19 protein-coding genes are annotated in these 24,028 nt (G+C 40.2%); 12 read left to right on the top strand and 7 right to left on the bottom strand.

The window, feature by feature from the left end:
* The first annotated feature begins 53 nt into the window (after positions 1 to 53).
* On the top strand, positions 54 to 305 hold the full coding sequence (locus GO493_RS15495) for an IS3 family transposase (RefSeq protein ID WP_157307115.1): 252 nt from the start codon (positions 54 to 56) through the stop codon (positions 303 to 305).
* A 445-nt stretch (positions 306 to 750) separates the two neighbouring features.
* Here GO493_RS15495 and tnpA (GO493_RS15490) read toward each other — a convergent pair whose 3' ends face one another.
* Positions 751 to 1,020: an IS66 family insertion sequence element accessory protein TnpA gene (gene tnpA / locus GO493_RS15490; protein WP_157307114.1), complete on the bottom strand. Its 270-nt coding sequence runs from the start codon at positions 1,018 to 1,020 to the stop codon at positions 751 to 753.
* A gap of 1,114 nt (positions 1,021 to 2,134) precedes the next feature.
* On the opposite strand from tnpA (GO493_RS15490), the gene tnpA (GO493_RS15485) reads away from it, so the two are divergent.
* From tnpA (GO493_RS15485) to tnpC (GO493_RS15460), 6 genes are all read left to right on the top strand, one after another.
* Positions 2,135 to 2,455 (top strand): IS66 family insertion sequence element accessory protein TnpA, encoded by a 321-nt coding sequence (tnpA, locus tag GO493_RS15485; protein WP_157307113.1) that lies wholly within the window; start codon positions 2,135 to 2,137, stop codon positions 2,453 to 2,455.
* Positions 2,452 to 2,805, top strand: coding sequence for an IS66 family insertion sequence element accessory protein TnpB (tnpB, locus tag GO493_RS15480; protein WP_157307112.1), 354 nt, complete (start codon positions 2,452 to 2,454; stop codon positions 2,803 to 2,805). Before tnpA (GO493_RS15485) ends, tnpB begins: the two co-directional genes overlap by 4 nt.
* Before the next feature lie 77 nt (positions 2,806 to 2,882).
* Positions 2,883 to 3,104 carry a hypothetical protein gene (locus GO493_RS15475; protein ID WP_157307111.1) on the top strand — a complete coding sequence of 74 codons (222 nt, stop codon included), beginning with the start codon at positions 2,883 to 2,885 and terminating at the stop codon, positions 3,102 to 3,104.
* Between the two features lie 24 nt (positions 3,105 to 3,128).
* Positions 3,129 to 4,697, top strand: a complete 1,569-nt coding sequence (tnpC, locus tag GO493_RS15470) for an IS66 family transposase (RefSeq protein ID WP_157307110.1) — start codon at positions 3,129 to 3,131, stop codon at positions 4,695 to 4,697.
* Positions 4,698 to 4,806: 109 nt separating this feature from the next.
* On the top strand, positions 4,807 to 5,334 hold the full coding sequence (locus GO493_RS15465; RefSeq protein WP_157307109.1) for a hypothetical protein: 528 nt from the start codon (positions 4,807 to 4,809) through the stop codon (positions 5,332 to 5,334).
* On the top strand, positions 5,322 to 6,683 hold the full coding sequence (tnpC, locus tag GO493_RS15460; protein ID WP_317165433.1) for an IS66 family transposase: 1,362 nt from the start codon (positions 5,322 to 5,324) through the stop codon (positions 6,681 to 6,683). Before GO493_RS15465 ends, tnpC (GO493_RS15460) begins: the two co-directional genes overlap by 13 nt.
* A 10-nt stretch (positions 6,684 to 6,693) precedes the next feature.
* Here tnpC (GO493_RS15460) and GO493_RS15455 read toward each other — a convergent pair whose 3' ends face one another.
* The 4 genes from GO493_RS15455 to GO493_RS15440 form a co-directional block, all read right to left on the bottom strand.
* Complete coding sequence (locus GO493_RS15455) at positions 6,694 to 7,047, bottom strand: hypothetical protein (protein WP_157307108.1); 354 nt, start codon at positions 7,045 to 7,047, stop codon at positions 6,694 to 6,696.
* Positions 7,048 to 7,296: 249 nt separating this feature from the next.
* Positions 7,297 to 9,954: an alpha/beta hydrolase family protein gene (locus GO493_RS15450; RefSeq protein ID WP_157307107.1), complete on the bottom strand. Its 2,658-nt coding sequence runs from the start codon at positions 9,952 to 9,954 to the stop codon at positions 7,297 to 7,299.
* Positions 9,955 to 10,825: 871 nt separating this feature from the next.
* On the bottom strand, positions 10,826 to 12,274 hold the full coding sequence (locus GO493_RS15445) for a RagB/SusD family nutrient uptake outer membrane protein (RefSeq protein ID WP_157307106.1): 1,449 nt from the start codon (positions 12,272 to 12,274) through the stop codon (positions 10,826 to 10,828).
* A 10-nt stretch (positions 12,275 to 12,284) separates the two neighbouring features.
* Positions 12,285 to 15,644, bottom strand: a complete 3,360-nt coding sequence (locus tag GO493_RS15440; RefSeq protein ID WP_157307105.1) for a SusC/RagA family TonB-linked outer membrane protein — start codon at positions 15,642 to 15,644, stop codon at positions 12,285 to 12,287.
* A 343-nt stretch (positions 15,645 to 15,987) separates the two neighbouring features.
* Between GO493_RS15440 and GO493_RS15435 the strand changes: the two genes are divergently transcribed.
* The 5 genes from GO493_RS15435 (at position 15,988) to GO493_RS15415 (ending at position 20,899) form a co-directional block, all read left to right on the top strand.
* Positions 15,988 to 16,539, top strand: a complete 552-nt coding sequence (locus tag GO493_RS15435) for an RNA polymerase sigma factor (RefSeq protein WP_157307104.1) — start codon at positions 15,988 to 15,990, stop codon at positions 16,537 to 16,539.
* Positions 16,540 to 16,575: 36 nt separating this feature from the next.
* On the top strand, positions 16,576 to 17,697 hold the full coding sequence (locus GO493_RS15430; protein ID WP_232538859.1) for a FecR domain-containing protein: 1,122 nt from the start codon (positions 16,576 to 16,578) through the stop codon (positions 17,695 to 17,697).
* 46 nt (positions 17,698 to 17,743) lie between these two features.
* On the top strand, positions 17,744 to 18,286 hold the full coding sequence (locus GO493_RS15425; protein ID WP_157307102.1) for an RNA polymerase sigma factor: 543 nt from the start codon (positions 17,744 to 17,746) through the stop codon (positions 18,284 to 18,286).
* A gap of 42 nt (positions 18,287 to 18,328) precedes the next feature.
* Positions 18,329 to 19,312, top strand: a complete 984-nt coding sequence (locus GO493_RS15420; RefSeq protein ID WP_157307101.1) for a helix-turn-helix domain-containing protein — start codon at positions 18,329 to 18,331, stop codon at positions 19,310 to 19,312.
* A 78-nt stretch (positions 19,313 to 19,390) separates the two neighbouring features.
* Positions 19,391 to 20,899 (top strand): hypothetical protein, encoded by a 1,509-nt coding sequence (locus tag GO493_RS15415; protein ID WP_157307100.1) that lies wholly within the window; start codon positions 19,391 to 19,393, stop codon positions 20,897 to 20,899.
* On the opposite strand, the gene GO493_RS15410 is transcribed toward GO493_RS15415, so the two are convergent.
* Positions 20,847 to 21,374, bottom strand: coding sequence for a TlpA family protein disulfide reductase (locus tag GO493_RS15410; protein WP_157307099.1), 528 nt, complete (start codon positions 21,372 to 21,374; stop codon positions 20,847 to 20,849). The two genes, GO493_RS15415 and GO493_RS15410, sit on opposite strands and share 53 nt — an antisense overlap.
* A 145-nt stretch (positions 21,375 to 21,519) precedes the next feature.
* Positions 21,520 to 23,913, bottom strand: coding sequence for a glycoside hydrolase family 2 protein (locus GO493_RS15405; RefSeq protein ID WP_157307098.1), 2,394 nt, complete (start codon positions 23,911 to 23,913; stop codon positions 21,520 to 21,522).
* Positions 23,914 to 24,028: the final 115 nt, after the last annotated feature.

The following is a 24,028-nucleotide window of genomic DNA, read 5'->3' as shown; positions in this document are numbered from 1 at the left end:
GCTCTATATAACTATTCTGGAATGCCGAAGACCGAATACTTACTTTGTAGACAATGTTAACCGCGCTTTCTACCAAGGCTTTGTCCTTATTATGTATAATTATACATAAGTATGATAATGCCCACATGGAATCCTATTTTGGCCGATTTAAGGCAGAACTAATGGAAGGTGGTGCATTTGAATCTGCTGAAGATTCCCGTACCGAAATTTTCGAGTATATCGAAATGTATTACAATCCCAAACGATTGCACTCGTCACTTGGATATTTATCACCAAATGTATTTGAACAAAAACTAGCAACATGAAATTAATGACGATAAAGCTAATATATCGGCGATATGCACTTAATAACGATAATTATACAGATAGTTAACGTAATGCTCTTTTTGCTGGCGGCTATGTCTGTTATTCAAAGAACTATAATGCTCCGATGTCCGGAAATATTCCTGGCAGGTTGCACCTCTGCAGCGCCTGATTCCGCTTCTTTCCGGCAAAACAAAGATAATTATTTATCCTACAAAAGCATCTATATAATGATGGTTAAAAGTCAATGTGGATAAGTGTTTATAAGGCGTTGGGGTTTTAAGAAAAAAAAGAAGCAAAAAAAAGAAAAATAGGTATGCGCTGCGCGCATGAATCTTTTTTATTAGGTTTGTGTAGGCATAGCATCAAAACATGTTTCTCTATTCTATAGAATTAATCTAATACTTTAACCTAAACAAATACACTGTCCGGATAATTCAATACACCTCAGAGTATCTCCCGGACCTGTGCAAATAGTTTTTCCTGGTTTTGTATTAGTGTTGATGTCGCAGGTATGATTTCTATAAATCCTGGGGTGGGAATGTCTGGGGCGGTGCAATATTTTTTGCGCCAATTATAGTAAGTTGCATCACTGATACCATATGCTTCACAGAACTCTCTTACAGTTCTTCCCTGTTTAGCAAAATTTTCCATTGCTGGGCGGATGTGTTCTGGAGCTAATTTGCTCCCCATATGTTTCCTTACTTTGGTACTCATATATTTTTTAACGCCAAATTAGTACACCGGAATTTTGTGACAATCGAGGGGCTGCTTGGAGGTTTACCACACGTTCCAGAATTTACACGAGCTCTTCCTTTTATTTAAATTACCAGTTCTCCAAACTAAAAATACTATATCCAAAGCTCTCTAGTAAGATCATTAGTTATCTTTGAATTACATCAGCAGATAATCCAAACCGCATCAGCTATATTGTACATTGCCTGGATTGTCTCAAGTATGATCTATTTTCTTCTATTCATGTAGTCGGCATCATAGAAGGTCTGTTTGGACAGGAAACGATTAAATAATATGAATATCTAAACATTAATCTCAAGTCTAAACTAAAAACACCTGAGTATTGCTAAAATTTAGGATGAAATTGTTTGTTCCAGCTCACAAAAAACGCTAAAAAGTTTATTTTATTAAGAGAAACTTATGCTGACCTATTTACAATGAAGCAATCAAAATACTTTATGGCCATAAAACTGCCTTGATCAGGCAATCAATCATCTATGTTCTCACATAGGAATCATTAATGGGGAAGCCGAAAACCATAAGAATTAGAGTAGGCAAATATTATTAATATCAAGTTTAGCCTTTTAATAAAAAGGCACACATGTCATGAAAAAAGCACGCATTATTTTAGCATCATTAGCAATAATTGCCGCAATTGGAGGCGCTCTAGCATTTAAATCTTTCAAATATACTCCGGTTCTTTGGTATACTAGTTATACCACGACACTTCCAAATGGTAACCTTACTACCCTTTGTAGTGTTCCCCAGAATTTTTTCACAACAGGTCCTAGTGGTATTCTAACAACCTATTATACATCAACAACTACTACTCAAGGTAACCTCGTTATATGTGTTAGTCCTACTTTTACGACACGTTATACTACACTAAATACGCAAATTTAAGAACGTAGAGTATAAATTTAAGAGAGCTGTCTTCCAAAAGTAGACAGCTCTCTTAAGAAATGAAGGGACTATCTCAAGAACTCTGCAAGTTTTAAAAAGCGAGATTAAGGATAAACTGTGAAGTTTCGTAAACCTCTAACCAGGGGAGTCGCTGTCATGAAATTACTAGGGGTTATCTTGCCTTCAAAAAAACATGAGCAACAAAGTCAAAAGCAATGCCCAAGCGAGATATTCAAGTGAACAAATCATCTCCTTGCTTGACCAATTTGATAGGGAGAAGATCAATTTGAAGGCGTTTTGCGCTGATCATAGCATTTGTGAACAAACTTTTTACAATTGGCGTAAGCGCTATTTGAGCAGAAAAGTTAATAATTGTGGAAATTTCGTTGAGATACTTCCTACCGCTGCGGAAGTGGAAATTCCTCAAGGTGCAGGAGGAATTTTTGCAGAAGTAAGAGGCATTAGAATTTATCAGGCAGTGAGCGCCTGCTATTTAAAAGCCTTGGTATCATGAGCAACATTGTATTGTTAACAGAAAGGCATCGCTATTTTCTATATACAGAAGCAACCGATATGCGTAAAAGTTTTTCCGGCCTCTGCGGAATAGTTACTAATATCATGCAACTGCCCATCGTCGATAATGATGTGTTCTTGTTTTTAAACCGTGACCTTACGCACCTGAAATTACTGCTGCATGAATCAGAAGGATTTACATTGTTGTGTCGCCGATTGGATAAAGGGCGATTTAAGATGCCTGCATGCGAAAATGGAGCAGCGCCAATGAAGTTGAGTGCCAGTGATGTAATTGCGCTGGTAAAGGGGTTGACTCTTTACAGATATAATCCAGGCTCTCCGCTCTCATAAAACAATTGATTTTATTTTGAAAAATGTAAAGCAGATCAAAACAATGATCTGCTTTACATGTTATAGTAGCAGTTAAGATGAAACAATCAGCTACTTCATATAAAGCATTATATTATGCCGGCCTGAAACAACAGGCTGCGCAGCAGGAAAGGTTGGCTCTGCAGGAAACGCTGATTGTCATGCAGCAGGAACAATTACTACTGCTTCAGGAAGAACGCGAAACGAAAGATGCAATCATGTTTGGGCAGGATCAATTGATTTGTCAACTGCATCAATCGTTGGACAGCAAGGATGAGTAGCTGTTAGAACGCCAACAAACTATTTTGCAACAGGGAGAACAACTTACTCAATATGATGTCCTGATCAGGAATCAAAATCAGGAATTACTATCTCAACAGCAACAAATCACAAAACAGCATAAGGACATAAATAAGTTACTGATAGGCCATCATGAGTTGAAAGCGCTTAAGAAATGGATATTTGGCATTAGAAGTGAGAAGAGACATCCCATAACTGCAACAGATAAATCCGGAGATGTTGTTCAGGGTATGCTGGGCTTAGCAGTGGATGAGTATGGAATATGCCATATCAGTTCCCGCAAGGTAATTGCCGCTCACATAAGATCTACAGTGACAGTGACCCCTAAAACGAGAGGTGGGCGTCATGATTTGCCTGAAGGGTTAGAAGAGGAAACGATCACATTGGACGTAAATCCACTTCCTGCAGGTGCTAAGCTGCTCCGCGTGGATGAGCAACGTCAACTGGCATGTTCTCCATTAAGATGGTATGTTAAAGTAACAAAACGACCAGTGTATATTGTTGCTTCCGAAGACGGACTATATGCCAGAAAATTATCAGCATCGCTGCCTGCACATCCCATTCCTCGCTGTAAAGTAGACACCAGCATATTAACCATGTTGCTAACTGACAAATACTTATACCATCTCCCTGTGTGCCGCCAATGGACACGGTTTAAACAATATGGAGTGAACCTGCCATATAGTACACTGGCTTATTATGTGAACAGGACCTGCGAAGTATTACGACCATTATGGGAATTACTTTATCTGGAAATAGTACGTAGTGGAATTATTCACCTTGACGAATCATCCTTGAAGGTACTAGATGACACAAAGAAGAAAGGTAAGAAGTCTCACCTCGGCTGGCTATGGGCAATGTTGTCTCCTATCCAGAGGATAGCCTGTTTCCATTATCAGCCCGGAAGAGGTCAGCAAGATATTGCAGGTGTACTTACCGGATATAGAGGATATCTCATGACGGATAATTATGGGGTTTATACAAAGTACGGGAAACAGCCAGGTGTTACCCACCAGAAATGCATGGCCCATATTCGCCGGTATTTTATGCGTGCGCTCGATAGTGACAGGCAACGGGCCAATTATGCGCTGGACAATTTCTTTGGTCCACTTTACACGTTGGAAGCCCAATGTAAGGCAGCAAACATGAGCTACGATGAAATTACACAAATAAGACTGGAGAAGGCTACTCCGATATTGAATGCGTTCCGTAACTGGCTGGATCAACAATTACCACTTACAATCCAGAGAACACCTATTCATCAGGCAATCAAATATGCATTATCCAATTTTGATGGGATAGAGGTTTATGTCACTGATGGGATGCTCCAGATCGATAATAACATTTTGGAAGCGCAAATCCGTCCTATTGCCCTTGGCAGACATAATTTTATGTTCGCAGGTTCTCATAAAGGAGCGGAACATGCTGCGATCATTTATAGTTTACTAGCCACCTGCCGGTTACAAGGCGTTAATCCTGTTCATTGGCTGGATGATGTCTTGCGTAGGATTGGAGACTGCTCGAAAGATAAGCTCACTGAACTATTGCCACAATACTGGAAGCCCGCAGCCTAAACACTTAGATTATTGAGCAACGATATCTTTATGGTCTTCAGACTTCAGTAAAATGTTATTTTAAGTAACTTACCGGACTTATAAACTAATTAAGTTCACCATGTACAATATGACAGCACAGGATGAAGCCGATGTTAAACGCGTCGTTGCATTATATGCAAGAATGGAGAATGAACTTCAGACGATGTCTGATCTGTTGAAAATAAAAGAAGAGCTGGAAAAATACCAACCCTTTATACTATTGTTGATCACGGGGTATCAGGAAGACATTCCGGATCCCGATGAGTTTGGGCTAGTATTGAATTTATACCTATTCATATGGATGTATTACCGTGATAATACAGATGCACGTAAAACGAAGATTACAGAGAAGATGTATGTAAAAGAAGAAAGTGAGATCGTTGAAATGCTACTGAAATCTGAAAAAAGCTCCAATCAGCAAAAAGATCAGTTAGCTCAGAGCTATATTCAAACCATACACTCGAAAGCACTGGTGACCTTTCTTATGTTCCAGCTTATAGAAGACCCGGAACTGCGGGAAATAGACCAAGCAGCGGGTGGGAGTATTTTGCTTGGATGCAAAACGCTCGTAAAATGTTTTGACAAAATCGCATTTAAGAAGTCATCCTTGAAATAGGATACCCTTCTGAACACTGGCTACAACCTTTACAAAATGTAAATCAAAAATCAATTACGCCCCTCGTTAGAGGGTTACAGACAAGAGGTGGTCGTCATGGCTTCCCGGAAGGTCTGGAAGAAGAAGTAATAACATTGGATGTTAAAGATCTTCCCGCAGGTGCGAGATTGTTAAGAGTAGAGGAGACCCGGCAGCTAGCCTGCACACCGCTTCGTTGGTACTTGAAAATTATAAGGAGGCCGGTTTATATAATCCCATCTGAAGACGGATTGTATGCCAGGCAGCTAGTAGAAAAATTGCCTTCACATCCTATTGCAAAGTGTAAAGTAGACATAAGTGTGTTAGTAATGTTGGTGGTCGATAAGTTCTTGTATCATATTCCTACGTGGCGCCTTCGTCAGCGATTCATTCATTATGGCATAACACTTCCCTACAGTACCTTGTCATTCGATACTAATAAAATCGCAGATGTCCTTGAACCGCTGTGGCACTTATTACTCAAAGACACTATAAAAAGCAGACATCTCCACGTGGACGAGAGTTGTTATAAAGTGTTGGATGATAGCAAGAAAAAAGGAAGGAAATCACATATGGGATGGATGTGGGGGATGCTGACTCCAGTCCAGCGAATAGCTTGCTTCTCCTACCAGCCAGGCAGGGGCAAGAAGGATATTGCAGATGTTCTTGTCGGCTACAAAGGCTACCTAATGAGCGATGGCTATAGTGTGTACACCAAATATGGCAGACAACCAGGTGTTATCCATCAACAGTGTCTTGTACATGTTAGGCGTTATTTTGTTCGGGCAATGGATTATGATGCTAAACGTGCTGGGTATGCTCTGGATACATTCTTTAAACCTTTGTATGCTATTGAGGCCACTTGTAAAGCACTCGGTTTAGACTATGATCAGATCACGGAAAGAAGACAGGAACAATCCGTACCGATATTGTTGGCATTCCGCCAGTGGCTTGAGCAACAGGTATCACAGACTATAACAGGTACTCCACTTAATAAGGCAATCACTTATGCGCTCACTCATTTTGATGGCTTGATGATTTACACTACAGATGGGATGCTGGAACCTGATAACAACATTTTAGAAGCACAGATCCGCCCCATCGCTTTAGGCCGACACGCGCATATGTTCGCAGGATCTCATCAGGGAGGTAAAAGAGCGGCCATCATCTACAGCTTACTGGCCACCTGCAGGCTACAAGGTATAAATCCCATAAATTGGCTGGATGATGTATTACGCCGAATAACTGATCTACCCCAAGAGAGATACTATGAACTTCTTCCTCAAAACTGGAAAGCGCAATATCCTGCAGCCGCTAGATCCTATGCGTAGAACCCGCTAATCAAATACTCTGCTTTACTTTACCAGTTGCAAGATCAATTACTTTAGCCGTTTCTGCCTCCGCCTTCTTTCTATCCCTTTTTTCCTGTGCTTTGATAACTGACTGATCACGACGATCAAGTTCATCATCGCTTAGCATTACTATCAAATCATGAATGTCAATCTTGTAAAACTTGCAGATCTTTAATGCCATCAGAAAGCTTAACTCCCGCTGATCTCGTTCAGTCTTTAAATACGTAGTATAGGATGTATGCAATGCCTTTGAAAGCACATTATTATCCGGCTGATACACGGCCCTTAATTTAGCCAGTGCCTGGCCGACTGTCAATTTATTGGGAGGGGAAAACGATAGCATGATGACATCTTATTTGCTCATAAATATCCGAAAATCAGCAGGAAAATAAAAATATCAAGAGCTTGGAACCAATAATGAAGTTCCTTCAAGTTACAATGGCGCGTTTCCTTGGAGGTTTACATTGAAAAGAGAGTTTGCTTCTAGTCTATTTCTTGATCTTGCTATTGAGACTTACAAAAGTAATGATTCGGTTCTCGGGTATCGAGAATCGAATCATTACTTTTAAATTCAGCATTCCATATTATCATTTTAATAACCATCATCTACACCCTTTAGATAAGCTGGGATTCCTCGTACCATCCATTTTGGAGCAGGGGTATTCTTCAAAAAATGATCAAAAAATTGGAACATTCGCATGTGAAAGTCTTTCGCTCCTTCACCGCCGAATTGGTGGCCAAAGTCATCATATTGAAAAAGCCATACTCTCTTTCCAGCTCGTCTCATTCCCAAAAACAACTCTACCCCTTGCGAAAAAGGTACCTGGACATCAGTTTTATTGTGAAACATCAACAAAGGCGTGGTTATGTTACCAATTTTAAAAATTGGTGAATTCTCCAAATATTCTTTTGAATTTGACCATGGTGTATGATTTAATCCGTATGGACTGCCTTGAGCATTGGTTTCAATAAATTCTTGTCTATCATGACCATATGGATAAGCTAATTGTCCATAAGAGCTTACATGATCTGCTGACCCAGCAAATTCGCAAGCAGCAGCAAATTGAGTTGAATTGGCAATTAAGAAGTTTGTCTGCCATCCTCCATAACTATGTCCTTGTAAACCCATTCGAGTAGTATCTACGAATGGTAATTCTTTCATCTGCTCAACAGCTGCATTGACAGACATCAAGGTTCCCTCTCCAATCTTTCCAGGTGTAGAATAAATATCAGGAATAAAAACCAGATATCCTTGCGCTACAGCATATGGAATATTAATGTTTGCGAATGAAAAATCGGGAAAGTAGAATTTCCTGAATTCATCACTACGCTTCTCGTAATAGTTGAAAATTATTGGCCAACGTTTGGAAGTATCTAAGGTTTCCGGAAAATATAGTATTCCTTGTGATTCAACTCCATTTGATAACTTATAAGAATAGAGTTTTGCCTTAAACCAACTAATTACTTTCTCAGGATGAATGTTGGAGATTTGTTGATAAGAAACTAGATCCTTTGTGAGATAGAGATTCGGAGCTGTTTCAGCATTCTCTCTTACAACTAAGTAGATATTGGCATTTTTAGCTTTAACTATATCTCCAGATGCCCCCCAAAAAATTCCTGGAGGGAAGCGAGTTGACACTGAGTAATCGTTTAGCTGCTTGGAAGAGAAACTAATATTCCGTTTATTAATGTTAACAGCCCAGTATCCACCCGTCTTTAACTTGGAGTGATAGGCACTCAAAACTACAGAATCCTCGTCTATGATCAAATTAGGACCAATATTTTTAATCATAAACACAACAGTATTAGCCCGCCCAAAACCATTCGTAATATTAACCGAAGCTACTCGCTCATTAAGTCCAACCTTCCAAATGTCATACTTATCATATATATAAACGAACTGACCATTGGCAGACCATCCACATATACCAAAAGGCCCTTTCCTCCCTATTGATTCAGATTCAAGATCATAAAAAGGGACAGCGATGTCCCGTCCAATTAGGATCTTTTTCCCATACTCCAAGTCGTAGCTGTACCAACGATGAATTTCATAATCATAATAAACAACCTTTTTCTCATCACTAGATATAAAGGCACAATTATAGACATCGATATTTGAATCAAGGATTTTAACTGACTTTTTCAAATCTGCATCGTAAAGATATACGTCGCCAAGATGTTGCTTACGTTTAAACCAAGCAATGTTCGGATTATCAAAAAAAAGAAACCTTTTGGAAAACCCCTCACGGGCGGTAATATCACGATTCTTATCACAGATTTCAGTAATCGAATTTGAAATAGCGTCAAAAATAAAATACTTTTTTAACGAATTATTATAATATCGTTCTTCTTCTTCCTTTCCAAAGCTATCATTATAACTCCAAAGGTCAAACCTTAAGTTTGTCTTAACAGGCAAGGAAGGTTTTTTAAAAGAGGTTAAGAATATAACTTTATTTCCATCTTTATTTAAATACATTTCACCTTCTATTTTGCCGCCGTTAGCAACTGAGCTATCGCTATAAATTAAAGTTGGATTATTCATAGAACTACAAAGCCAGATTTTGGAGTACTCTTCTCCCTCAGGATTTTTGTGTTTAGTCAAAACCACATTTGCCGACCTGTTCATAATGACAGAAAACTCAACAAGCCACTGAGTCCTCATTATACCTATAATATTACCAGTATTAAAATCAGGTTTTAATATATCATATCTTAAACTACCATCTACATTTACTCCAAAAAATAAATCTCTATCTCTCCCCCCTTGATCTAAAATAGAATATTTTAAAACATTTGGAATAATCTTTTGGTTATTAGAAATCAAGTCACGGAAGATCCAATTAGCATCCTCTTGTGAACGAAACAGAATATATCGACTCTCCCGCTTTGTGAAGCAAGAAACTCCACTTGCTATATACCTCTTATCAAATGACTCTAAATCCAAAATAAATATAGAATCAGATTCATTTGTAAAAAATAGCGACTTACAATTATTAACGAAAGCAACTTCTTTAACATCGTAAAAAATAAAATCTTTATCACTTCTTGAAGAATGAACTGTCAAGATGGATCCCGGCTTTTGCGACGAATTTACTTTAATGAAGTAAAACACTTGTCCATCGTCGCTAATTTCATACTTTCCTAATGATGACCAATATTTAAGTGCTTCCTGATTCAATGGTAACTTTTGACAAGCAACCTTGAGATGCAAAGCAATGCTAAAAAAGACAAAACCAATGAGAAATCGCATTTTTGATTAGATATTTAATTTATTTTGTAATTATTAGACCTCTTTTGCATGTTCCAATGTCTTTCGAAAACAATATACTGCGAACGACTGCATTCAATCTGCAACACATCACAAATACGATGTTGGGGTATTGGGAGATTTAATTCTATTTCCCCATCATTCACAATCACCATAGAGTATTATCAGATTTTACTTTGACTACCCTTTTCGACTTCAGGATTACTCCAGGTCCATTTCCAAACTTGTATAGAATATTTCCTTTTGTATAAGATAGAAGTGTATATATTTTCCTCAAGGTCTCTCCTACTTTAGCAAGCGAAACATTATTTGAATTCTCGAAATGGCTTCATCAAATAATCCAGACATTAGCACAATGATTTTCTCGACTTTATTTCAAAAGGTACCTAATTGAATGATTACTATCCTTTTCCTATTTTCAAGAATAACAGTCTTTAATTTATTCATTGTGCAATATTTTGCCCTTCACTGAGTCAACCCTTATCATAATATTTAGCAACCTGGATAATGGAAATTTCATTTGAGAATCTAATATGCGGTTTGCCGTTGTAGACTATTTTCTTCAATCGCAGATACATCAATTCATGTAATATCAATGAGACCCAATTCCTGCTCCTAACTATACATAAATCGAGACAAAACAGAGGACAAAGTTGCCTCGATAACGGATTAACATCATCCCTCTACGGCTTACCTTCAGGAATAAAGGCACCTGCGTTCCCATTTCCATATGTCCATATGAAAAGCGGGGGAAAATATACCTCCCCCCGCAAATATGTGCACAAATTGCATTCTCATAGCCCCCACTTAGTTTATATTTTTAAGGAAATTGTTTATGTGATTTAAATGTTACTTATTGAATTGGATATCCCGGATTTTGGTGTCCCCTTAGACTGGGATTTCGAGTGATATCACTTATTGGGATCGGGAATAGGCTTTTATATGGCGCCCAAGTACCACCTTTTTCAACAGCAGCTGTACCCATAACATCGTCAATTCTTTCGGTTCGCTTAAGATCGAACCATCTGTGACCAAATTCTGTAAATAACTCCAATCTTCTTTGAGTTAATACCTCTTCTATTACATCTCCTCTATTGGTTGATAAGAAATCTGGTAATCCTGCTCTTCTTCTAATTACATTAATATCATAACCAGCTGAAGCCCCACCTTCCAAAATACCGAGATTAGCCTTAGCCTCAGCTCTAATTAAGTACAATTCTGCCAACCTTAACATGGTTAAGTACTCAATGACTGGCTCTCCAAGCATCCATATCTTGTATTTATAAGGAAAAGGATACACCCTATTATCAACAGTAACACTATCTATCCATTTAGTCTTTCTCTTATCCTCATCGGGGAAGCTATTATACAAACTTTTACTAATATATAAAGGTCGTACTTCGTCATTTGGCCCCGCAGGCAAACCATCATTGCTATATAGAACAAACACTTGCGCCTCAAGTGTATTCGATGAGGCTTGTACAGGCTGTAGTTGCCAAATTGCCTCCTTGCTTTCTCTTAAAAAAACGGAGTCGAGGCCCTCAATCTTATATAATGGGTTCTCAATAACCATTGATGCTGCAGTGATAGCCTCAGCATAGTTTTTCATGTATAAATACGTTCTGGCAAGCAAAGCAGTTGCGCAGGCTTTATTTGGTCGAACCCTATCCGACGTTGTGTTGAGCAAATTTGCAGTTAAATAGCTCTCGTCCAGCAATAATTGAGACTCTTTCAGGTCAGATATAATATTCTCAAACACTAATTTTTTATCTACTCTTGGTGCAGTAAAATTATATTTGAGATCAGTACTCGTCAATAAGGGTACATCTCCGTATGTGTTTACGAGGTAGAAGTACATATAAGCACGCAAAAACTTGCATTCCCCTAGTAATTGAGATGCAGTTCGGGAACTTAGACTTTTAGAACCTTGAATACCCTCAATAGCAGCATTTATTCTAAAAATGAAGTCAAAAAGATTCGGCCATATTCCACCATCAGAAGTGGTTAAACTATTGGTAAAAGCGATTGAAAGAAAATCGTCTGGCTTTGCCACCGAAGTTAACTCATCAGCGCTTACAGAAAAGATTGTTGTCAAAGAATTTCTACCTGCAAATATGCCCTGACTCATATCTGTATAGATACCTGTGACAACGGAAGACGCAGACAAATTATCACCAAATATCTCATTACTCACCACTGCGTTGATAGGTGGATCAACCTCCACGAGTTTGTAGCAGGATTGAATCATTGCAAAAAAGAGCAGAATGGATGTGAATTTCGCTATATATTGTAAATGTTTCATGAATTAAGTTTTATAAAACGATATTTATTCCAGCCGTAATCGTTCTAAGAGGAGGTATTCTATCCAGCGTCTGAGTTTCAGGATCATATCCCTTATAATTAGTAATAGTAAACAAGTTTTGCATATGAATAAACAATTTTAACTCTGTCAGTTTTATATTTCTTAAAATGCTTGTAGGCACTGAATAGGACAGAGATACATTCTTAAACCTTATAAAAGAGGCATCAACAAAATTGAAGTCACTATTGCTTAATCTTCGAGCTGAGTTTCTTAATTCTGTGGTAACTATTACGGAAGGCTTCTGAAATGCTCCGTTTTGATCAGAAGATTGCCAATATGAACTATACTCAGCGGGCAAATTGGTTCTAGTCCCTGGAAGCATAAGAAAGCGAGAAAGAGGATTGTATCCTGTTTGCTTTACAAACTGAACAAAAAGGGACAGGTTAATTCCTTTATAAGTAATTGAATTGGAAACCCCTCCATAAAACTTTGGCCCAAGCATTATCCTCAAAAAATAGCCACCATCCAAACGGCTAGGATCTTCGGGATTTAAAGTTACATTACCATTTATATCGTAAAACTGATATTGTCCTGTTTTGGGATCAACACCTGCTGACTTAAGGGCCTTTACTTCACCAGTAAATGGCCTGCCAACTTCGAGTGCTCCATAATAAGGTGACTTTTCAAGTTCTGGAAATGAAACAAGCTTATTCCTATTTAGACTGAAGTTGATGGAAGTATTCCATGTTAACGACTTTGTTTTTATGTTTTCAATTTGCAGAGTAGCCTCAAATCCATAGTTCTTAATGCTTGCTGGCAGATTGTACAAAGGACTTCCACTACCAACCATTGAAGGGAATATATAACTGAGCAATTGATTGCTTGATTTATTTGAGTAGAAAACAGGACTAAAAACTACTTTGTCTTTAAAAAAACCAGTTTCTAACGCAAGCTCTAGTTTCTTGGTTATCTCCCATCCATAGTATTCATTAAATAAGCCCTGGGTTCTATATCCCCGTAGCCCTTGATAAGGCTCCCCTACATCTATAGGAGTATATTTGTCAAGATACCCATAATCGCCAATTCCATCATTTCCTGAAGCTCCATAGCTGGCTCTAATTTTACCAAAACTTAAACCGGATAAATTATCTTTTATGTAAGTTTCCTCGGAAAATACCCATGCAGCACCTACCGAACCAAATGTTCCAAATTGTCTTCCCGGACCAAACCGACTGCTACCATCCCTACGCACATTAATATTTAATATATATTTGTTAAGTAGGTTGTAGTGTATTCTGCCAAATATTGCACAATATTTGTACTCAGAACTTGAATTGTTTCCTCTATATGTAGTAGCAGCATCCAAATTACGCACTAACGCGTCATTATTGTAACCAGATGCATATATCATTTGATTTGAAGTTCTTGAATTTTGAATTGATCCACCAATTAAAGCCTCCAGACGTCCTCTCCCAATTGTTGTAATGTAATTAGCTTGAGGCTCAAAACTAAAATTTGTAACTTCATTATTATAAAAATTGGAAGTTATTGGATCATTAATTGTTTCTGGTGGACTAACAGCCTTAAGGATTTCCTTCCGAAATGAAGAGCCAGACAATAAACTATATCCAAACTGGGCTTTTATATTTAGAGATTCGATTACTTCGTAGGCCAATTCTGCATTTGCCAATAAATTCTTAACCTTAGCCTCATATGATTTGGCTAACTGCGTATAAGGATTTTCCCAGCTACTGTTGCCCGATGGAAGTGGCTCCCAGTTAATCTTTCCATCCTCTGTTAACATATTAGGAGAATTGGGAGCAAGTGTTAGCGCAATTGAAGTAAAATCAAACCCTGGGTAATCGGTGTAGTTGGAAAGGAAGTTGGTAGTTATCGATGACCTTAGTTTTTTATTTATAGAGCTACTATTCATGTTAAAATGTATATTAGCCCTTTGATCATATTTACCTCCTGGGAACACTGTAGTTTGACGATGGTATGTTCCTCCTAGCGTATAATGTATATATTGCCCTCCTCCGTATAAAGTGCCTTGCAGGTCAGTGTATTTTCCAGTACCTCCAATCAAGACATCCTGCCAATCAGTATACCTGGTTTGATCAAAGAATGTTAAATCAGAGTTTCCTCGTGACTTGTTAAGTGTCGAGACATCAAATCCGCTATTCTTATATCCTTGCTTTCGAATATTTATGTATTGATCTAAATTCAACATTTTAATCCTAGTTGGAACGGTGGACCATCCAGTCTGTGTACTAATGCTAATTTTAGAGCCATTACTTTGTCCTCTCTTAGTAGTAATTAGGAGTACACCGTTTGCGCCTCTACTACCATAAATAGAAGTAGCGTCTGCATCCTTCAACACTTCTATTGATTCGATGTCATTTGGATTTAAAAAACTAAGAGTTGAAAACTGTGTTAGTCCAAGTGCATCTCCACCTAAACCACGGACATTATTAAGAACAGGCAGGCCATCGATGACAATCAATGGAGAGGTTTCTCCGCCGCCACTTGTCCCTGCAGCTCTTATAGTGTTTCTACCGCGTATTTCAATATTAACAGGACCGCCAGAAAGACCAGTAGTAGGGGTCACGATTAAACCCGGAACTCGGCCCTGTAATGCATAAAGGGGATTATCCACAGGTTGCTTGATAATTTCTTCAGCCTTTACGGTGGTTACATTTCCTGTGTTAAGTCTTTTGGTAGTTTTCCCATAACCTATAATTACAGTTTCATCCAGCATATTGTTCGTGCTATTTATCTGGATGATGATATCTTTGCAATTATCTTGCGAAATTGCTATTTCTTTCGTCTCATATCCGACTGAACTTATCCTAAGCACTGCATCAAAATTCACTCCATCCAAATCTAGCTTGAAAATACCTTGTCCATTTGTCATTGTTCCTTTCTTTCCTCCCTTTACCGTTATAGTCGCTCCCAATACTGGGCTTCCCTTCGCATCCACCACTCTTCCTGTAACTGTAATTGGCGGCTCACTACCTATTTGAACCATCTTTATCATTTCCCCCCTCATCTTTAAGGATATCGTTCCTCCCCTATATTGCCATATAATGCCCTTCTTTCCTAACAACTCCCCTAGAACCTCATCAAGCATCTTAGTCTTAAAACTTATTGTTACTCTCTCACTGACATCCAACGCATCTACTGCATATGTAAACCTCAACCCAGTCTGTCTTTCAATCTGTTTAAATACAGTTTCAAGTGGGACATCACTTGCAATAACAGTCACTTTCTGTTTACCAGCCTGGCTGGCAATTACTTGCAGAGATAAACAGAGGAAAAAGACAGCAAGCAGCCTGACAACGAGGCCCCAGTGTAGGTTAGAGATGAACATACGATTAGTTAGATTTTGGTTTATAAAAGCAAGCAAAAGCAACGCTTTGGTCAAAGCGGAGGAAGGTATTTTTGAAAGATTGGTTGGTCAGCAAGTTTAATTGTAATAGAATATTGTTATGAACCGTTAATTCAGGTTGTTGGTTATGCCCAATATTAGTTTGGCTCGTTTGAAACTTGGTCGCGCTGAATTTCAAAAAGTACTCTAAAAGTTAACAAAAAATTATTTTTCACATTAACATCATATTAACGGCTGGCAGTGGCAGATTCTGTAGCTTAGCAAGTGTATTAAATACGTTATTATCCATTGAGGACCTCAACCTTTAATCTATATTCTGTCCTGTATGTTTGCGCTAGAAGGTTATAATGATGAGCAACTTTTCCTGCTGCTGCAATCCGGCTCCAAAGAGGCATTTAATGTGATATTCCACCGGTATAAAAAACGGTTACTAATTGAAGCTTATAGTCGTCTTCAGGATGCAGAAGAGTCAAATGACATTTTGCAGGAGGTATTTTCCTGGCTATGGGAGAAAAAGAATATCTTATCCCCCCCTCAATGCCTTAAAGCATATTTATTGAGAGTAATAAGGAACAAATGTGTAGACCAGATACGCAGAAACAGCAGCACCAGGGATAAGAAGCAACAATATACCTGGCTGGCAGACACACATACCACTACCATTGCTATAGAAAACAAAGAACTGGGTAGGCAGCTCGACATGGCTATCAGCAGCATCCCTCCTGCCAGCAGGCTGGCCTTTGAACAACTTTATCTCCACAAAAAGAGCCTCAAAGAAATTGCGGAACAAATGGACATAAACGTCCAATCTGTCAAAAATCACATCCATCGCGCCCTTAAAAACCTCCGCGAAAATCTCAAACACAGTTTATCATAAGTACTTTTTTAAACATCGAACGACTATATGGGTATTATGACCTTTGACGAAACCCATATTGAGCAATTGGTGCTCGATGAACTAGCAGGGATCATAAGCCCTGAAGACAGTACCACCCTCAAAAGACTACTGGAAGAATATCCGGATGCTATTGCCATCCGCAACGCCATCCGTCAGCAATTCTCCGGACCCGAGGAACAAGCCTTCCTGGCATTACTACCGGAAGCATTGCCTATTGAAAAGGTATGGGCCAGGATCCGTAAACGAAAGTGGATCCGCATATCTATCAGATCAGGAATAACATTTGCCGCTCTCGCGCTTGCGCTCGGCATATATATATTTTTCAAGCCTGCTGGGATAAAAAGCCCCAAGGCAGACGTCCATAGCTTGACCCTGAAAACTGTTGCACTGCAGCTGCCCGGCGGCAAAATTGTCAGTCTGGGCAGCGGGCAGCAACATGTCAATGTAGGCGGAGCTTCACTTAATACGAAAGAAAAACAATTATCTATATCCGGGCAGGCAAAGGGTAGTAACATGGCTACCCTTATAGTCCCTCCTGGAAAGGATTATCAATTAACGTTATCTGACGGAACTAGCGTACAACTGAATGCCGACAGTAAAATACAGTTCCCGGTTGCCTTTAACGGCCACACAAGAGAAGTCATCATCAGCGGGGAAGCTTATCTCAATGTTGCTAAAGATGAACAACGGCCCTTTATTGTGCACTTATCTAATAGCATAATACAGGTACTGGGTACAGAGTTTAACGTCAACACATATAGTAATGACAAAGTAGCGCTGGTTAAAGGAGCTGTCAAACTAAGCATAGATAATACCTCCGTACTAGTCAAACCTGGTTATGTAGCCAGCTATAGTGCTGAAAAAGGCATACAAACCGACCCTTTTAATGAAGAAGAATTACTGGCATGGAGACAGGGCACCTATGTATTCCACGCTGCCACTGTACAGGAACTATGCAAAGTAGTAACCCGTTGGTATGGCATCAATGTAAAATATGATAATACAACAACCGGCCAACGCCGCTTTACAGGATATATAGATCGCAGAAGGCCTATCAGCCACTTCCTGGACGATCTGGAATTTACGGGACATTTCAATTACTATTTTGACAGCGATAGCACATTGCACATCCGCTGACAGTTACAGGTTTTTTATTTTTCATGCACCACCATCTTATTTAAACATGATGCTATTTCACGAGGAAGAGGCGCTGACTAAACTTAAAAAAGGAGATACTACTGCTTTTGCTATGTTGTACAACCATTACAAGACTTCATTGCTCATGGAGGCTTACCATAAGGTACGCAACCGGCAGGAAGCAGAAGACATGGTGCAGGAGATCTTTACTTCCCTCTGGCAACGCAGGAAGGAGCTTACTATCAGCAGCTCACTGAAACACTACCTATCCAGAGCTGTACATCTGCAATATGCTTACAAATGCCGCCGTAACCATGTGGCAAGGAAATTTATAACATACGTGAACTATACCGCCACAGAAGGTGCCGTGCCGCGTAACCTGGAAAATAAGGAACTGGGGCAGCTGATCCGTAAGGCTGCCGGTTATGTTTCTGCGCCTGCATGCCGTAAGGTATTTGAACGGCTTTACCTCCAGGAGTGGACACACCGGGAAATAGCCCAGGATATGAATATCCAACCCCAGGTAGTAAAAAACCAGGCCAGCCGCGCCCTTAAAGTAATACGTACCCGGTTGCGGGAAGTGGTATAACCACGTAACAATATTATTCTTTGCCCTTAAAATAACCATGTTATGCCTTCTCCGCTTCCTAAAGCCAATAAACTCCTGCTATTTGAGAGGGCAATCCCTTCCTATGTTCCCATTACAAGTATTCCCAGGGAATATATGCCTGTATTGATTCCCTGCGCAGGTGCTTATTTCCGCAAAGACAATGAGGCAGAGATCCTCTCCCAGCACATTCGTCTTGGTCCCTTTTCCCTTTGGCTGCATGACATACATGCCAGGGAAGACATCGTGGTCTGTCCATTTGTTCCTTATCACTTGTGGACCTTACATAGTTTGTATGAAGACAGCCTCCGGCTTAAATTCCCGCAGGCCCCGGACTTTCTCCTGGAAGAAAAAGAGTATCACCTCTTCAATCTCCCTTCCAGCTTATTTAAGATCCCCATAATAGCAGAGACCAAGGTACTGTCTTTCCATATCAACATTTTACCGGAAGCGCTGACAGACCTTGTTACGCTTTACCCAGGCTTAACGCCCCTGGCCAATAAAAAAGCAGAAGGCATAGGCAGCATCAATGAACATCCATATCATAGCAATGCCCTTTGCGATTTTCTTGTACAGGAACTACTATCCTGCCGCTATACAGACAGTATAGCCCACACTTACCTGTTCCGTATCTGTATCGATATCTTTTTGAACATAGCAGCCCAGGAAGAAGCTGCAGATAGTCCAATGCTATTATCCAGCGTTTTGCACGCAGATAAGCTTCATTTGGTATTCCGTTACCTGGCAGAACATCCATACAAAATACCTTCAACATTCCAGCTCTCATTGATGTTTGGCTTGTCAATAGCCAAACTGGAGCAGGGCTTCCAGCAATTATTCGCCATCCCCCTTGAACAGTTTATACATATGGTGAGGATGATGCTGGTCTACCACCTGCTACAGAATAATAACCTGACACTACCAATGATAGCAGAAGTAGTTGATTTTGACGATGTAGATGAAATGCTGCTTCAGGCGAAAGAATATTACGGCGGCAAACTGATCTGAAAAATACGCGATCTCCTAACCGGTGATATAGGATGATAATTAAATTACAGGCTATCCACTTAACCCTAAATCATAACAATGTACACCGGAGTCTCCACAGCCCCACTTCCTTTTAAACAATGGATCTGGAAAAATCGTATTTACCTGTTTGTTTACTTTATCATAGTCTTGGTCCAGTTTACCTGGTTTAAGTGGTTATTCCCTTACCCCAGCTTTTTCCCGGATTCCAATTCATATGTAGAAGCGGCATATTATAACCAGGCCATCAATATGTGGCCCATTGGTTACTCACGTTTTCTTCAGTTGTTTGCTTTTATTGCCCATTATGATACAGCCTTGATTCTCCTACAATACCTGCTATTGCATGTGAGTATTATCTATTTCCTGAGCACTGTGATCTATGTGCTCCGTCCAGGAAAATGGCTTACCGGCATATTATTGCTCTTCGGCGTGGCCAACCCCATCTTACTACATATGGCCAATTTTGTATCCAGCGATGCCTTATATACCGCCTTAAGTATAATATGGATTACACAGTTATGCTGGATCCTGTACAAACCCAATAACTGGTTACTTTTTACACATGCCATCATTTTGGTAGCCGTCTTTACAGTAAGGTACAATGCTGTTTTTTATCCCCTGATCAGCTTTATTGTTATACTTACAGCCGATACATCCGTAAAAAGAAAAATGCTGAGCGTTGCCTTCAGCAGCATATTACTGGCAGCGTTCGTGTTCCACACATTGCATGTTTACAAAATACAAACCGGCTATAACCAGTTCTCTGCTTTTGGTGGATGGCAGCTATCAGCCAACGCGCTGCTACCCTACTCTTATGTAGATTCAGTAAAGGCCGGTGAAGTACCTCAAAAATTCAGGCAACTGCACGGCTTTGTGAACGAACATAACAAAGCACTGGCAACAAGCCCCTACCGGAATGACAGGGTATTAGGAATATATTTTCTCTGGGATGGGAATTCTCCTCTAAGACGGTATTTTGCTGCACATGGAGGCAACAAAACAAAAACGCCTAATGATTTCTTTCGTCGTTGGGCAAAACAAGCTCCACTTTACGGTGAATATGGTGCTTATCTGACAAAAGAGTATCCCATGGCTTATACGCAATATTATCTCTGGCCTAATCTGATTAGGTACTATGTGCCTCCGGGAGAATTCCTTGACGTTTACAACATGGACCGGGATTTTGTAGAGGACATGGAAAAGAAATGGTTCAATTATCCCACAGAAAAAATATTCACACGTACAAAAGACAAGAAGATATCTTATATGTTCGTATACCCTTATTTCCTGGCAGCAGTGAACCTGTTCTATGTTTTAGGATTGATCGGGTTTCTAACACTGGGAGGATGGAAAGCTAGCACCCGCTACTATAGAAGTCTATTAGTGCTGGTACTGGCTATATGGAGCTGTAACCTCGGTTTCAGCGTACTGGCATCTCCAATTGTATTGAGATACCAGGTATTCCCGATGTTGCTGTCTTTTACTTTTGGAATATTACTGATCGCTTATGTGATCAGACAGGCTTTTTATCCGCAACAATCGGAGAAGCCGGCGCTTTATCAATAATATACCTGATAGAATCTACACTTAAAGGGCCTAAATTAGCTCTTTTGATTTGCCTGTCTTTATCGTAAAATACGACAAACGGCAGGCCCTGAGCTCCATAGAAGGCTAACAACATATTATTATAATCCAGGCCATTTTTGATATTGGGATACCTTGACAATTCAAATTTCTTATCATACACATCTACGTAATGAAATTCGCCGGCACTTAAGGTTATTACGTTCACATCTTTCAATGTATCAATATGCTTTACAATATTCTCAGTCATTGTATCACAATAGGGGCAGTTTCGACCATAGAAAACCAGCAACGTAGGCCGGCCTTTGGGCAAACTGTCAATATTATACTTTGTCACAGTATCCGCCATAAAGAGCGTAATAGGAGGCAAAGCCTTTGGATCTTTTATATCCAGGTTTTTTGGAGCAGGCATACAGCCTGCTATGCTCAGGGAAAACAAAAAAAGTAGTTGTCTCATATTGTATAAATGGTTAACAAATACAATATAAGTGGTTTGACTGGAATAATGCTTAGTAGTTACAGACAACTTTTCACTGTCATTTACCTGCAAATAAAACGGCGACTGTAACTACAGCCGCCGTTATTATTATAACGTCTGATAACTACTGTTTCCCTCTTGCTGTAGCATCCTGGAACATTTTTCTTTCCTGTTCAGGGAGATTACCACCATATTTCTCAATATAAGCAGTAGCTACCGGTGCATACTGCTGCCAGTCCTGCTTATTGAAAAGATATACTGTTTTAGCCCTCAGGAATATCTCATCGCCCGGAGCGCCGTAAGGCTTTACTTTTGTTTCAATAGTTGCCCAGTCAGGGTTACCTCCACTTTGCTGCAGATCAGGGTTGATTACATCAGTAAACACGATATTCATCAGTTTTACGGTTACCTCCCTACGGTTTAGTTTTGAAGCCGGGTTACTTAATTCATTCTGTAATAAAGCAAACCCAGGATCTTTAGTGCTGGAAGTAAACTGCACAATAAACTGCATAGCTTCATCGGAATAAGGCGCTTTCAGGGTATTGATATAATCTTTCCCGGCCCTGGCAGCACCCGGCTTATCACCTACCTGCTGTGCGGTCTGGGTCAGTTTGCGTAGGAAAGCAGCATCACGGTTACCGTCAATATATTGCTGCAGTAATGCGCTGTATTTAACACCCGGATCAGTAATATCAGCATTCTGTGCCACTACCTGGGGAATATTACCTATGTTGGGATTCAGCTGGCTATGTATCTTACGCATATCTTCAAAGGGAATTTTAACCACTTCACGGTCGTACGTCATCAAACCGTTCTCTTCTCCTTCCACGTCAAAAGGTTGTGTATAGATAGAGCCGCTCAGGCCTTCAGTCTCCAGCAGTTTTAGGTGCTGGGCCATAATAGTATACTTACCTTTCAGGGCAGATGGCGTTACCTGTATATACCCCCAGCCCTTGCCTGTATTCCACTGGTGATCTGCTATAAATACACCGATACCACCAAACTCGCCTATAACGCGAGCTTTGCCTGGCATGGCAGGAGAGTTCATAGGGTCAGGATATGAGTGTACATCCGTCATATCACTGTTCACCCAGTTATCTTTCCCTGTTTTGGTTTCCCGGCCTTCAATAAAGATATATTCGCCGGTATGACCATTCACTATTCTGCTGGGATCAGCCTTTTTCACCCATTCTGTTAAACGGGCCTGGTCAAAGCTGCCCCATTGTTCATTGAACAATACCCAGGTCACGATACTGGGAGCATTATGCAGCTGCTCCAGGGTTTCTTTGCTTTCTTTCTCAAACGCTTCTTTAGCGCCGGGAGGTAATCCCTGGTTGGGGTTTACAAAGTCCTGCCATACCAGCATACCCAGTTTGTCAGCATGGTAATACCAGCGGGCAGGTTCTACTTTAATATGTTTCCTGATGGTATTAAAGCCCATGGCTTTAATAGCTTCAATGTCAAATTTCAGCGCTTCATCAGTAGGAGCGGTATACAGACCATCAGGCCAGAAGCCCTGATCCAGCGTACCAAGGTTGAAGTAAGGTTTGTTATTGAGAAAGATCCTGTCCACACCTTTCTCATCTTTGGCAATGGAGATCTTACGCATACCGAAATAGCTTTTCACTTCGTCCCCACTTTTTGTCAGCTTAATGCTCAGGTCGTAGAGGAACGGATTTTCCGGCGACCATAATCTGGCATTCTTCAGCGGCAGTTTCAGCGCTACACCGGCTTTGCCTTTTACCTTGCCAACTTCCGTATTGCCATCCATGGCCTTTATTTCAACAACAGCGCCGGCAGGAGCGTTAACAGTTATATTCAGTATCCCTTTGTCTATATCCGGGGTTAATACCAGGCCGGATATATAGGCAGCAGGTACCGTTTCCAGCCACACTGTCTGCCATATACCGGAACTTGGGGTATAATAGATATTTTGAGGGTTGAGTACCTGTTTGCCATGAGGCCCTACACCTTCACTGGTAGGGTCATATACTTTCACCACCACTTCATTCTGACCGTCTTTCAACGCATCAGTAATATCGACAGTAAAAGCCTGGTAGCCGCCGCTATGACTGCCTACTTCTTTCCCATTTACAAATACAGTGGCTTGCCAGTCCACCGCTCCGAATTGAAGCAATGCTCTTTCTCCATTTTTCAGTTCTGGCTTGCTGATAATTTTTTTATACCACAGGTTCTCGCTGGGTTGCAGCATCTTTTTTACACCCGAAAGAGCTGATTCTATGGGATAAGGCACCAGTATCTGACCGCTATAGGCAGTCGGAGCAGTGGCATCCTTCTCTGTAATAGCATAATCCCACAGGCCGTTCAGGTTGGTCCAGGTACTCCGCACCATCTGTGGACGGGGATATTCTTTTAAAGCATTGGCAGGTGATACTTCTTTAGCCCAACGGCTCTGTATACTGACCGGCTGCATCTGCCAGCCGAACTGGGCGTTAACAGGCAACTGGAATACAGCAGCACTGGCTATTCCTAATAACAGTTGATTGATGATCTTCATATCTATTGAATTACAGTAAATTATAAGATTCCGGCAACGCTGAGGGTCTTAGCTATCGCATCCTTACAAGTAACACTTCTCCGGGTCTGGTAATATACCTGCATGAATATTTCCT

Source organism: Chitinophaga tropicalis, assembly GCF_009758205.1.
Taxonomy (GTDB): Bacteria; Bacteroidota; Bacteroidia; order Chitinophagales; family Chitinophagaceae; genus Chitinophaga; species Chitinophaga tropicalis.
Note: the sequence above shows the minus strand (reverse complement) of the source record. Positions and strands in the feature narration are given on the sequence as shown.

Coding starts and splice junctions, on each gene's coding strand:
- GO493_RS15495 (WP_157307115.1), top strand. CDS start 54: ATGTTAACCGCGCTTTCTACCAAGGCTTTGTCCTTATTATGTATAATT.
- tnpA (WP_157307114.1), bottom strand. CDS start 1,020: ATGAGTACCAAAGTAAGGAAACATATGGGGAGCAAATTAGCTCCAGAA.
- tnpA (WP_157307113.1), top strand. CDS start 2,135: ATGAGCAACAAAGTCAAAAGCAATGCCCAAGCGAGATATTCAAGTGAA.
- tnpB (WP_157307112.1), top strand. CDS start 2,452: ATGAGCAACATTGTATTGTTAACAGAAAGGCATCGCTATTTTCTATAT.
- GO493_RS15475 (WP_157307111.1), top strand. CDS start 2,883: ATGAAACAATCAGCTACTTCATATAAAGCATTATATTATGCCGGCCTG.
- GO493_RS15465 (WP_157307109.1), top strand. CDS start 4,807: ATGACAGCACAGGATGAAGCCGATGTTAAACGCGTCGTTGCATTATAT.
- GO493_RS15455 (WP_157307108.1), bottom strand. CDS start 7,047: ATGCTATCGTTTTCCCCTCCCAATAAATTGACAGTCGGCCAGGCACTG.
- GO493_RS15450 (WP_157307107.1), bottom strand. CDS start 9,954: ATGCGATTTCTCATTGGTTTTGTCTTTTTTAGCATTGCTTTGCATCTC.
- GO493_RS15445 (WP_157307106.1), bottom strand. CDS start 12,274: ATGAAACATTTACAATATATAGCGAAATTCACATCCATTCTGCTCTTT.
- GO493_RS15440 (WP_157307105.1), bottom strand. CDS start 15,644: ATGTTCATCTCTAACCTACACTGGGGCCTCGTTGTCAGGCTGCTTGCT.
- GO493_RS15435 (WP_157307104.1), top strand. CDS start 15,988: ATGTTTGCGCTAGAAGGTTATAATGATGAGCAACTTTTCCTGCTGCTG.
- GO493_RS15430 (WP_232538859.1), top strand. CDS start 16,576: ATGACCTTTGACGAAACCCATATTGAGCAATTGGTGCTCGATGAACTA.
- GO493_RS15425 (WP_157307102.1), top strand. CDS start 17,744: ATGATGCTATTTCACGAGGAAGAGGCGCTGACTAAACTTAAAAAAGGA.
- GO493_RS15420 (WP_157307101.1), top strand. CDS start 18,329: ATGCCTTCTCCGCTTCCTAAAGCCAATAAACTCCTGCTATTTGAGAGG.
- GO493_RS15415 (WP_157307100.1), top strand. CDS start 19,391: ATGTACACCGGAGTCTCCACAGCCCCACTTCCTTTTAAACAATGGATC.
- GO493_RS15410 (WP_157307099.1), bottom strand. CDS start 21,374: ATGAGACAACTACTTTTTTTGTTTTCCCTGAGCATAGCAGGCTGTATG.
- GO493_RS15405 (WP_157307098.1), bottom strand. CDS start 23,913: ATGAAGATCATCAATCAACTGTTATTAGGAATAGCCAGTGCTGCTGTA.